Source organism: Polyangium sp. 6x1 (genome assembly GCF_029946515.1).
Taxonomy (GTDB): Bacteria; Myxococcota_A; Polyangia; order Polyangiales; family Polyangiaceae; genus Polyangium.
The window spans coordinates 97,466-108,774 of the sequence record NZ_JARZHH010000008.1; the positions used below are offsets into that span (position 1 = coordinate 97,466).

Below are 11,309 nucleotides of genomic sequence, written 5' to 3' on the forward strand. Positions count from 1 at the left end.
CACGGCCGCATGACAACCCGCGGTGGGACGCCGCCGTGACGCAAACCCGTTCTTCCCCGAGCTATTCCGCCCAAACGACGGATGGCAAGGGCATTGCTTTGCGGCGGGGCTCGAGACGAGCACGGCACCCGCGAACGGCCCAAGGGCCGAGGCGCGGCGTGTGGGCTGCTCTCCGATCAGCCATGGAGAAGATCATGAACGGACACCCTCCGCCCTCTCATCGAGAAAAATACCGCTCGAATTTGAGATTTTGCAGCGCCCTCTCCCTCGGCGCCCTGAGCCTCTGCGCGGCCGCGTGCGAGGTTTTCGTGGGCGACGAAGACCCGGCGGAAGCCATCGTCGCTTCCGCGGCTGCGCCGCTCGTCCGGAGCGCCACGGCCCCGCCGGAGGAGATGGAGCTCGTCTTCCAATCGCGCGTCGAGGAGACCGAGGACAAGGAGATCGTCAGGAGCGAGGTCGTGGGCGAGCTCGACGTCCAGCAGCGCGACCGCGTCGCGCGGCCCTATCGCTTCGTTCACGAGGCCACGATCTATTCCGAGGAGGCCTGGGCCCGCGGAGGCAAGGATGGCGTGACGGAGCGTGGATACCGGGTGTGGCGTCATGCCAACAAGACCCCGCTCGACATCAACGCCCGCACCTCGGCCCCGCCCGTCGTCAACGCGAATGTCGCGAAATTCGTCGCCGACGCGGCCGACGACGAAGTCCTGCAGCTCGCCTTGAAGCTCCGCAATTTCCCCGAATGGAACGTCCCGCTGGCCCCGACTGCCACGGCCATGAGCCCCGCCGACGTAAAGGAGCAGTCGCAGCGGCGCGAGACCGCCATCCGGGATCGTGAGGCTCTGTTCGACAGGATGACCGCAGACATCGCCGCGCAGGTGGAATCCCTCGGCGGTCGCGTGTCGGTCCGGCACAAGAAGTCCGGCTGGCTGCGGGTGGAGGTGCCAGCCGCGGGATTCGAGACACTGGCCGGCAATACGGCGCTCGCCCGCATCGACGGACCTTATGGCAAGGAGGGCGGGCCGGCCTGGGCGCTGGGTGAAGGCCGGAAAAAAGAATACATGGACGCCGACAAGTTCCACGCCGCGGGCTTCGACGGCGGGGAGCCCAATCCGGGGCGACACTCGTACGGGAACATCATCATCGGCATGAACGAGCCCGACGGTTACGAGAGCGGCGCCTGCGCCTTCAAGGACGGCGCGGGCTGCACCGGCACGAGCCGCATCGCCGCGACGTACCGCTGCGACGACGCCGACTCCGACGGCAACGTGTGCGAGCCTGGGGTCGTCGAGACGAACAGCGTCGACAACCACGGCACGGCCACCACGTCGATCGCCATCGGCGATTACACGGAAGGACAGGCCAACGGCAAGGCATTCGGCGATACCTGGGCGTCGAATACCTGCACCTCCAGCGCGCAATGCAATGGCCAGCCCTGCGAGAGCAACCTGTGCGCGCACAGCAGCGCGTGGGAAAACAACCGCACGGGCGTGGCCCCGGAGGCGAGCGCGATCCTCTTCGGCGTCACCTTGAGCGGGTCGGCGAAGGAGAGCAGCTTCACCGACATGTTCGACGACGCCATCGACCTCAACCTCGATATCACCAGCAACTCGTGGGGGTGGGGCGACACCGATTGCGATCTCGCGACGTCCGACCCCACGGAGGACGAGGTCGAAAACGCCTACGACGATGGAATCCTCGTCGTCTTCGCCGCCGGAAATGAGAATGGCGACGATGCCACGAGTTGCCAGATCCGCGACCCGGCGGACACGCCCAAAGCGTTCACCGTCAACGCCTACGACGCCGGCGAGGCCAATTGCGCGAACTACCCGTCCACGCGTTGCCTCCTGGACAAGGTCAACTGCCCCACGAAAGAGGGCGTCATCAAGGGTTGCTCGGCGCGCGGCGGCGCCGACGTCCAGGTGGCGGGACGCGGCCTGCGTACCGATGCCGTTTCGATCGTCGATCTGGTCGCGCCCAACAACGTCGGAAGCGTCACGTATCCGTCTCCGGGCACGGGTACCGAAGGCAGCCAGGTTGGCGGCTTCGTCGGCACCAGCGCCGCGACGCCGCACGTCTCCGGGCTCGCCGCGCTGGTCAAGTCCTGGTACCTCGACCAGGGTTTGACCTGGGTGAACTCGCCCGGACGCCTCCACACCATGATGCTCGCCATGGGCGATCGCCATTTCAGCAGCGATCCGACGAGCGCCACGACGTGGACGACGCAGATCGCGGCCACACCGGACAAATGGTACGGCGTCGGTCGCGCCCGCCTTCGCCTGCTCGAAAGCTCCGGTGGCCTCAGCCCCTGGGCCAATCACTTCGCCACGTACACGTTCACGGCGCAGGGCAGCGTGGTGTATAACCCCTTCGGCAAGAATCCCATGCCCTCCGGGATCGAGCTCGTGAAGTGCGTCGCCATGCAGGCCGAGGACATGTCGAGCAAGACGGACATCAGCGAGATCAAGCTGAGCGTGCGCGTCCTGCCCAATGCCACGGGGACGACCTGCTCGGGCACCTCCACGGCGACGAGGATCAGCGACAATTTCGATACCAAGAAGGTCGCGGCGCTCGAGGGCTTCGCCTTCACGAATAGCTGCGTCGAGGTCACGCTCGACGCCGAAAACGTGACCACCCAGGGCGTCACCGTGCACACGATGTGCTATTACGCGGGAATCAACGACGATGAATCGCTCTGAGCGCACGCGACCGGGGCTCTGGCAAGCAGCCCTCGCCTTGCTACTCGTACCTGCGTCGCTGGCTGCTCTGGCCGGTTGCGCCCGCGCACGTGGTACCACGAAGGACGCGCCGGACTGCGCTGTCGCGCGGGTCGGGGAGGACGTCGTGACCGTCGCGGATGCCGAGGTGGTCCGGGCCGCCATTCAACCGCCGCTGACGCGCGACGAGGCGAAGCGCCTGGCCGTCACGGCGACCGCGGCCTATCGCCTGAAGCACCCGGATGGGCCCATGGCGGGCATCGGCGCCCGCCTTTCGGCGCACCGTGAGGCCATTCGCGACCGCTCCGCTTCGGGCACCCTGCCCATCGAGCCCGGTGCCTGCTGGGCCGGACAGGAGCCCGGAGCGCCGCAGTCCGTTTCTCACGCACAACGCTAGCGCGCGTAAATCGTCGGCCCCTCTTCCCAGGAGAGCCACGACTCCGAGATGACGAGGAACGTCGAGGCCGACGTCATCCCCTTGTAGCCGAACTCCACGCCGAGCCATTCGAATGCCCGACGATCGCCGGGCCGCACCGGGAACACGATCTCGCCGGCCTCGGGGAACGGGATGAACTCGTCCGTGCCCACGGGATCGAGCTTGATCGACACCCCCTCGTGATTGCCGCCCAGCATCGCGATCTGCGCCGTCGTGGTCGTGCATCGAATCCGCACCCATTCCCGGATCCGGTGAAGCGTGCACCCATTGGCCGACGACCCCGGCGAAAACGACATCTTCTCGCCGAGCACGTCCCAGTCGGCGTCCTTCGGCCGCGCCGACTTGTCCGACGCAATCGCGAGCGTCTGCTTCGGCGGCACGGCGGGCCCTGCCTCCTCCCCTCCGTCGCCCCCGTCCTCCGCGCCCGCGTCCGAGAGCGCCGCGACGCTCCCGAGCGGCGCCTCCGCGGCGGGCGGCGCGTCCTCTGCGCTCGCCCAGCCCGCGAACAGCGCGCCCCCTGCGCATGCCAGCGCCACGAACCCGATCGTACCCTTCTTCGTCTTCATAACGTCCCCAGGAATGCCACGAGCGCGATGCGCTCTTCCTTGGTGAGCTGGTTCGTGTTCCCCATGCGATCGTCGTTCCGCTCGACGAGCTCTTCGAGCGTCGAGAATCGCCCGTCGTGTGCGTAAGGCGCCGTCCCCCCGACAAACCGCAACGACGGCGTCTTGTACCCGAGCTCCGGATCCGCCTCGAAGCCCTCCGGCGGCGGCAGCTTCGAATACACGGGGTACGGCGCGCGATCGCTGTAGTCCATCTCGGGCACGTGGCAGCCCGCGCATTTCGTCTCCACGCGCAGAAACACCTCCTGCCCCTTCTTTTCCATGGCCGAAAGCTCCCGCGCCTTGCGCGGCGGCGGCACGAGCCCGAGCCGCAAGAACGCCCGCAGCGCCATCGCCCGCTCGGTGAGCTCCTTCCGATCGTGCCCGTACGGCAAATCGCCCCACCTGTGCAGCAGAAACCCGTTCGTCAATCGATGCGTGAGGTGCGGGCTCTCCCCGTGCCATCCATAAGGCCCCTCGTACACCACCCGCCCCGCGAGCATCGGTGTTTGGCGCGCAAAACCCCCATTCGTCCCTTTGTCCCCATCCCAGATCGGGATGTTCGCCGCGCCCGCGAAGAAGTTTGGATGTTGCCCGACGGCCTGGGCCTCGTGCCAGACGTGCCCATCGTCTCGCCCCTCCGGATGGCACCCCGCGCAGCCCATCCCGCCGCTCGTCACCTCGTCCGAGCCATTGTAATAAAGCCGCCGGCCGAGCGCCGCCTGCGCGGGCAGCGGCTCCTCGCCGAGCCGCATCCATTGATTCTTCCGCGAATCGAAGAACACCACCTCGACCGAATGCGTCGCCCGGCAGAACACGAACGCCGATCGGTCGTCCGCGCCGAGCGCGATCCCGCTCGGCGCGCCGCAGCCCGTCGCCACCTTGTATTTCGGATCCAGATCCTTCCGCAGCTCGACCTTCGCCGCGACGAACAGCGCCGGATCGATCGGCCCCGCATGAAGCTCCGCCAGCTCGTCCGTCCCCTCCGAGGCCACGAGCAGCGTATCCGTGCTCTTCCGATACACGATCGCGCGCGGCTGCACGAACGGGTTTGGCGTGGAACGCGGACCGTCGCCGCCCGTCTCCCCATCCGTCGCCATCCCCGCGGCTTGCGGCGTCGTCATCTTCGGGGCCGCGAGGCGCGTCGGCGCGAGCGGCGTATCGTCGTTCGTCAGCAGCACATCGACCGCCGACACCCCCATCCAGACCTGCGGCCCCAATCCGCCGAGCGCGTGCCGCGCCACGTAGAGCTTCTTCCCATCGGGCGACAGCACCGCCGAATACGCGAGCGACGCATTCGACTTCGTCCCCACCGGCGTGCGGAGCGGCGACGCCGGCAGCTTGATCGGGTGCGAAAACGCCGCCGCGCCGTCGATCCCGTCGATCCGCGTGAGATCCGTTCCCACGAGGTGCGTCACGTACGCCGCTTTCCCGCTCGGATGCACCACCACGGCGCGTGGCTCGCGCGGCACGTCCAGGGAAAACCGCACCTTTCCCGTCGCGATCTCCACGCCCGACACCTGGTGCGTCCAGGCGCTCGTCACGAGCGCCATCGATTCATCGGGCGTCACGGCCACGCCCCACGCATCTTCGGGCAATTCGATCCGCGACTCGACCACGAGCCCCTTTTCGGCGTCCGGCCGCATCACGAGCAAAAGCCCCGCCCCCGTCGCCGACGGCACCGTCTTCGGCTTCACGTAGACCTCGGGCCCTTTTGCTTTCGTCACCGCCGGCGCCGCGCTCGCCGACGCTGTGGGCGCGGGCGCCGCGCTCGCCTCGCGCTCCTCCGGCGACAGGTCCGTGCCTGGCGCGATCGCCCCTTCGCTCCGGATCGTCACGAGCACCCGATCCGCGAGCGCGAGCACCTGGGCCGGCTGCCCGGGCACCTTCACGGCCTTCGCGGGCTTGTCCACGTCCACCGGCATCGCGATCACGTGCACCACGCCCCGATCCTCGTCGGCCACGTAAAGCGCGTCATCCGAGGGCGAACGCGCGATCGTGCTGCCCTCCCGCGCCACGGCCTTCGGTCTTTCTTTCGGCGTGGGCGCCTCGGCCGCGCCGTTCGCCGCCGCGCTCGTCGTCTCCGCCGGGCTCGGCGTGGGCCCCGCTGTCTTCTCGCCTCCCCCCTTGCATGCGACGAAGGCCGCTGCGACTGCGATCGGATAGCCCCATGAAAAACGCATCGTCCCTGTCTCTCCCGGACCGCGTGGCCCCTGCCTTCACCGCAGCGCCGAGCAACGCTCGGCCCTCGGCCCCTCGTCCAGGGTCCCGCGAGAGCACGCATCTTACCTCGGTAGAGGCGCCTTGATCATGATAAGGTTCTCCCCCATGACGACGGAGATGCGCAAGCTCGTCGAGGAGCTCTGTTCTCCGGCATGCGCCGGTCGCAAACCAGGCACGAAGGAGGGTGACGCGGCGCGCGCGGCCGTCGTATCGGCGCTCCGCGGCGCGGGCCTCGACCCGCACGAGCAGCCTGTCCCGGGCCTGCGCGGCGCGAACGTCGTCGCGATCCTCCCCGGCGACGTCGAGCGATATGTGCTCGTCGGCGCCCATTTCGACCACCTCGGCAAGCTCGGCGGCCAGGTCTACTGGGGCGCCGACGACAACGCCGCGGCCGTTGGCATCCTCCTCGAAGTCAGCCGCGCCCTCGCCGCAAAGCGACCGACCGGGCGCGGCGTCATCCTCGCCGCGTTCGACGGCGAAGAGCCCCCGCATTTCACACAGAACACGATGGGCTCGATATTTTTCGCATGCGACCAGGCCGGCGCCCTGCCGGAGCCGCTCCGCGATCACGCGTCGATGCTCGTGGGCATGCTCGAATCGAAGCTCGCCTGAGGTGCGCCGCGATGGATCACGCCGCACGCATGCGCCGCATCGTCGACACCCTCTCGCGCCTCGTCGACGAAGAGATCCCCCCGCTCCTCGACGTCGTCGAGGACGGCCCGCTCGGCGACATCGAACGTGAGGTCAACCGCGCGGTCACGAGCCTCGGCGCGCGCCTCGAAGAGCGCTTGCTCTTCAGCGTCGGTCCCGTCGTCGTCTTTCGCTGGCGCGCCGAGCCCGGCTGGCCCGTGGAGTACGTCTCGCCAAACGTCCTCGATCTGACGGGGTATCCTGCCGAAGAATTCCTCTCCTTCACGCGGACCTACAACGACCTCATCCTCCCCGAGGACCTCCCGCGCATCACCGAGGAGCTTCGGACCTTCGAGGCGAGCCGCGCCGAATGGTTCACCCAGTCGCCCTACCGCATCACGAAGCGCGACGGCCGCATGATCTGGATCTCCGATACCGCGGTCATCCACCGCGACCCGTGGACGCGAGAGATCACCCATTATTTCGGATACATCGTCGACAGCACCGCCCACATCGAGCAATCCGTCCGCCTCCAGCAAAACGAGCGGGCCCTCCGCAAGCTCGCGAGCCCCCTCCTGCACGTATGGGACGGGATCCTGGCGATGCCCGTGATCGGCGCCCTCGACGAGGCCCGCGCCGCGCACATGACCGAGACCTTGCTCCAGGCGATCACGCGCGGCGGCATCCAGGTCAGCGTCATCGACTTGACGGGCCTCGACGATGTCGACGCGGCGACGCTCGAGCACATCCTGCGAATGGTCCGCGCCGCCGAGCTCCTCGGGAGCCGGTGCCTCGTCTCGGGCATTTCGCCCCGGGTCGCCGCGGCTATCGTATCGCTCGGCATGGACGTGACGAAACTGCGCACGTTCGCCACGCTGAGCGCCGCGCTCGGCCACGCCCTCCGGCATAAAAATTTCCACGACGCCGGCCCGTAGAAGAGCGCACAGCGCGGCATCCGCATTGCGCCTCACGGACGCCTGGCGAATTCCGTCGTTGTCCGAATTCGCTCCGCGTATGACCCGCGTAAACCCCTTGTCGACGGAACTGCGGCTGGGCTAAACTGGACTGGTTTTCATTCGGGGGGAGAAACTTCGGGGGGGAGCTCGAAGCCGAAGGGACTCCCATGGATCAAGCCGAGAGACTGCGTCGAATCTCCGCGACCCTGGCACGCCTCGCCAACGAGGAGCTGCCCGACTTCATCGAGGATATCGACGAAGGCCCGCTCGGCGACATCGAACGGAACCTCAATCGCACGATCGGCACCCTGGCCACGCGCCAGGAAGAGCGCCTCCTCTTCTCCGTGGGCCCGGTCGTCGTCTTTCGCTGGCGCGCCACGGAGGGCTGGCCCGTCGAGTACGTCTCCCCGAACGTGGCCGCACTGACGGGGTTCCCGACCGAGGATTACCTCGCGGACAAGGTGAAATACTCGGACCACGTCTACCCGGAGGACCTCCCGCGCGTGATCGAGGAGGTCAGCACGAACAGCGCGAGCGGCGCCGAATGGTTCGCCCACGAGCCTTACCGCATCCAGCGCCGCGACGGCCAGACGCTCTGGATCGCCGATTATACCGTCATCCGCCGCGACCGGGCGAGCGGCCAGATCACCCATTATTTCGGCTACATCTTCGACACCACCGACCGCATCGAGCAATCCCTTTTGCTCGAGCGCAACGAGCAGACCCTGAAGCAGCTCAAGAGCCCGCTCTTGCACGTGTGGGACGGCGTCCTCGCGATGCCCGTGCTCGGGGCCGTCGATGCGTCGCGCGCCTCGGCCATGACGGACGCGCTGCTCGCCGAGATTACCCGCAGCAGCGTCCGCGTCACCGTCCTCGATCTCACGGGCCTCGAGGACGTCGACACGGCCACGCTGGATCACCTCCTGCGCATGATCCGCGCGGTGGAGCTCCTCGGTAGCCGTTGCCTCGTCTCCGGCGTCTCGCCCCGGGTGGCCACGATCATCGTCGCCCTCGGCGTCGACGTGGCGAAGCTCTCCACGTTCGCCACGTTGAGCTCCGCCCTCGGACACGCCCTCGGACACGCGACGCGCCGCCGCCCGGGCCGCCTCAACGCGTGAACGACTCGACCGCCTTGTACTCCGCGCGCCGCGGCCCGAGGTGCGCGTCGAGCCATTGCCGCGCCCGCCACCGCCCGAGCGCGTCCGCCCATTCGTCGACCACGTTCACGTGCTTACGCACGGTCTCCAGCGCGAACACGAGCGGGAACTGCGCGAACGGGTGAAACCTCCAGATCCCCGGCTCCGGCAATCCGAAGGTGCGGAACGACTGCGGCGACAGGAAAAACTTCGTATACCCGAGCTCGAGGTGATATTCGAGCCTCTTCCAGAACGCCACGGCCGGCGCGTCCCCCTCGCGCGGCGCGTACGATTGCACGTACGAGCGCGCCAGATCCACGCCGTCATTGCCGGCCTTCCTCGCGCCCTTCGTGAGCGCGGTGAACAGCAGGCGCACGCCGTCCTCGAACGTCGTCGGATACCACCTTGGCTGCACGCCCATCAAATGGCCCACGTACCGCCAGAAATGCATGAGCGACTCGATCTCGGCGCGGCTCGTGCGATACCCGAGCTTCCTCAGCGCGATCGCGCCCACGCTGCCGGCCATCAGCGTGATCAGCGCGTCCCCCTGGCTGATCGGCACGCCCCAGGCGTCGAGGTTCCACTCCGGATGACGCAGGAGCTTCTTTCGCACGAACACGTGCATCAACCGGACGCGCAGCGCCGTCTTCCTCCCCTGCCCGCCCGGCCGCAGGGCCCCCGGCTCCGAGATGTCGATCCAGAACGCGGCGGTCTCCAAAAACCGCCGCTGCGCCGATTCGCCGGTATACGCGCCCGTGAACGCGAGCGGCTTCGCGACCGACGACTCCTGGTACCCGTCGAGCGTCACCGCGCCCGCGAAGCTGAACATGTGCGTCCCGTACCGCCGCCAGACCCGCGCGCCGTGCTCGACCTTCTCCCAGTCGAGCCATTCGGGCGGCGTCTCCACCTCGGCGAACAGCGTGCGCAGCGACGTCGGCGCGTCCTCGATCGACGCCACGCCCGATTCCAGGGCCCGATCCACGAGCGCGCGCCCGGCCCCCTGCCCGCGCGCGAGGTAGACCTCCTCGACGAAGGCCTCGGCCACGGGATCCGCGTCGTAATAGCAATGCGCGAACGTCCGGACGAGCTCGTCGGGCAGCACGGGATCGAAGCCGACGAGCCTCCCGAGCTGCTTGCGACGCTTCTGCGTCCGAGCGTCCTTCATGTTGTCCCAGTACCGGAACTCGGTCGGAACCCGATCCTCGGAACCCGACCTGAAAAACGCTCGCTCGCCCATCCTGGCCCCTTCCTGCGCGCGATCGTCCTCGTGATCGAGACCGGCGCGGACCCGAGGATAGCTCAATCGTCCCAGGGCCGGGAGGATTCGAGCAGCCGCATCATCTCTCCCGAGGAGACGCTCGGGACCGCGCCGCTCTCGCTCTCGCCCTCGGAGACCACGTGCCGCATCCGCGTCGAGCGCATCCCGTCGCGCCCGCGCACGAGATCCGCGAACACGATCGCCCTCGGCAGCCCTCGCAGCGCCGCGATGATCGCCGTCGAATGCGTCGAGAGCAGCACCTGCGGCACGGCCGTCGCCTCCCCGAGCGTCGGCGCCGTCGCCGAGAGCAGGGAATCGACGAGCGCGCGCAGCCTCCCTGGATACACGCCGTTCTCGGGCTCCTCGATCGCCACGATCGCCCCGCGCCGCGCCGACCGGAGCAGCGTGAAGAGCGCGAGCAGCCGGAGCATTCCGTCCGAGAGCAGCCGCGCCGGCAGGCGCTTCGTATCCATGAAATCGGCCTCGAGCCGCAGCTCGTCCTCGAAGGCCGTCACCTCGAAGCCACGAAACCCGGGCAGCAGCGTCTCCATGTCCTTTCGAATCACGGTGCGCGCCTCGGGACCGAGCGCGGCGAGCACGGTCGGCAGGTTCGATCCGTCCTCCGTCAGCGACGTCCCGGCCGCCCGATCGCTCGGTTGCGTGAGCCGATGCGGCTCGAGGTGCAGCAGCCGGAAGGCGCGCAGCTCACGGCTCGTCGCCTCCACGAGCGGCGTCACGAGCGCATACGGCAGCGAAAGCAGGCTTCGATCCCGCCCGATATCCACCGATAACGACGGCCCGCCGTCGCCCGGCTCGATCTTCACGATCCGCTCCGGCCCCGGGGCGCCTTCGAGCTCGACGCGCATCTCCGGCATCCCGTACCGCGCGAGTGGCCCCCAATGCGGATGATGATCGATCCACGCGTCCGCGCCGCGCTTGACCGGCAGGAGCCGCTCGCGCGTGATCACGAGGCCGTCGAGGCCGCCGCGCTCGAGCGTCCGCTCGATCTCGACCTCGTACCTCACCCGTGACAGCACGAGCTCGTGCCGCGACGACCCCGGCAGGAACAAGAGCTCCACGGCGAAGCGCATCGAACGCTCCACCCCTTCGGGCGTGCGCGCGAACTGATCCCGAATACGTCCCCGCCCTCCCTTGAACGCGGTGACCAGGTTCGTCTCCGCCACCTTCGCGAGCAGCGCGAGCGCGTCGAACAGATTCGACTTTCCTGCCCCGTTCGGCCCGACGATCGCGGTGAGCGGCTCGAGATCGAGCGAGAACGCGCGCAGCGACTTGAATCCGTCGATCTCGATGCGTGTGATCATCCCGAGGTCCGCGAGAGCCGGCGTCCGGCCCC

The 11,309-nt window shown here is 68.3% G+C and carries 9 protein-coding genes; 5 read left to right on the forward strand and 4 right to left on the reverse strand.

All coding sequences use genetic code 11. From position 1 onward, the window contains the following. Positions 1-194: 194 nt before the first annotated feature. A complete protein-coding gene (locus QHF85_RS10920) occupies positions 195-2,696 on the forward strand; it encodes a S8 family serine peptidase (RefSeq protein ID WP_281327063.1) in 2,502 nt (833 codons plus the stop codon). A gap of 145 nt (positions 2,697-2,841) precedes the next feature. Next, positions 2,842-3,111: a hypothetical protein gene (locus QHF85_RS10925; protein ID WP_281327064.1), complete on the forward strand. Its 270-nt coding sequence runs from the start codon at positions 2,842-2,844 to the stop codon at positions 3,109-3,111. Here the strand turns inward: QHF85_RS10925 and QHF85_RS10930 are convergent. Together QHF85_RS10930 and QHF85_RS10935 are read right to left on the reverse strand one after the other, a co-directional pair. Next, a complete protein-coding gene (locus QHF85_RS10930) occupies positions 3,108-3,716 on the reverse strand; it encodes a hypothetical protein (protein ID WP_281327065.1) in 609 nt (202 codons plus the stop codon). The genes QHF85_RS10925 and QHF85_RS10930 overlap by 4 nt on opposite strands. Then, entirely contained in the window at positions 3,713-5,935 is a 2,223-nt protein-coding gene (locus tag QHF85_RS10935; protein WP_281327066.1) for a hypothetical protein, read from the reverse strand. Before QHF85_RS10935 ends, QHF85_RS10930 begins: the two co-directional genes overlap by 4 nt. A 145-nt stretch (positions 5,936-6,080) precedes the next feature. Here QHF85_RS10935 and QHF85_RS10940 point away from each other — a divergent pair, with 145 nt between their 5' ends. The 3 genes from QHF85_RS10940 (at position 6,081) to QHF85_RS10950 (ending at position 8,679) form a co-directional block, all read left to right on the forward strand. Further along, on the forward strand, positions 6,081-6,587 hold the full coding sequence (locus tag QHF85_RS10940; RefSeq protein WP_281327067.1) for a M28 family peptidase: 507 nt from the start codon (positions 6,081-6,083) through the stop codon (positions 6,585-6,587). A gap of 11 nt (positions 6,588-6,598) precedes the next feature. Further along, positions 6,599-7,540, forward strand: a complete 942-nt coding sequence (locus tag QHF85_RS10945; RefSeq protein WP_281327068.1) for a PAS domain-containing protein — start codon at positions 6,599-6,601, stop codon at positions 7,538-7,540. A gap of 188 nt (positions 7,541-7,728) precedes the next feature. Then, complete coding sequence (locus QHF85_RS10950) at positions 7,729-8,679, forward strand: PAS domain-containing protein (protein WP_281327069.1); 951 nt, start codon at positions 7,729-7,731, stop codon at positions 8,677-8,679. Here QHF85_RS10950 and QHF85_RS10955 read toward each other — a convergent pair. Then, entirely contained in the window at positions 8,669-9,862 is a 1,194-nt protein-coding gene (locus QHF85_RS10955; RefSeq protein ID WP_281327070.1) for an oxygenase MpaB family protein, read from the reverse strand. The two genes, QHF85_RS10950 and QHF85_RS10955, sit on opposite strands and share 11 nt — an antisense overlap. 134 nt (positions 9,863-9,996) lie before the next feature. Then, positions 9,997-11,277 carry an AAA family ATPase gene (locus QHF85_RS10960; RefSeq protein WP_281327071.1) on the reverse strand — a complete coding sequence of 427 codons (1,281 nt, stop codon included), beginning with the start codon at positions 11,275-11,277 and terminating at the stop codon, positions 9,997-9,999. Positions 11,278-11,309 lie beyond the last annotated feature (32 nt).

Excerpts from the sequence above, each read along its gene's own strand:
- QHF85_RS10920 (WP_281327063.1), top strand. The coding sequence starts at position 195 with ATGAACGGACACCCTCCGCCCTCTCATCGAGAAAAATACCGCTCGAAT.
- QHF85_RS10955 (WP_281327070.1), bottom strand. The coding sequence starts at position 9,862 with ATGAAGGACGCTCGGACGCAGAAGCGTCGCAAGCAGCTCGGGAGGCTC.
- QHF85_RS10930 (WP_281327065.1), bottom strand. The coding sequence starts at position 3,716 with ATGAAGACGAAGAAGGGTACGATCGGGTTCGTGGCGCTGGCATGCGCA.
- QHF85_RS10940 (WP_281327067.1), top strand. The coding sequence starts at position 6,081 with ATGACGACGGAGATGCGCAAGCTCGTCGAGGAGCTCTGTTCTCCGGCA.
- QHF85_RS10960 (WP_281327071.1), bottom strand. The coding sequence starts at position 11,277 with ATGATCACACGCATCGAGATCGACGGATTCAAGTCGCTGCGCGCGTTC.
- QHF85_RS10945 (WP_281327068.1), top strand. The coding sequence starts at position 6,599 with ATGGATCACGCCGCACGCATGCGCCGCATCGTCGACACCCTCTCGCGC.
- QHF85_RS10935 (WP_281327066.1), bottom strand. The coding sequence starts at position 5,935 with ATGCGTTTTTCATGGGGCTATCCGATCGCAGTCGCAGCGGCCTTCGTC.
- QHF85_RS10950 (WP_281327069.1), top strand. The coding sequence starts at position 7,729 with ATGGATCAAGCCGAGAGACTGCGTCGAATCTCCGCGACCCTGGCACGC.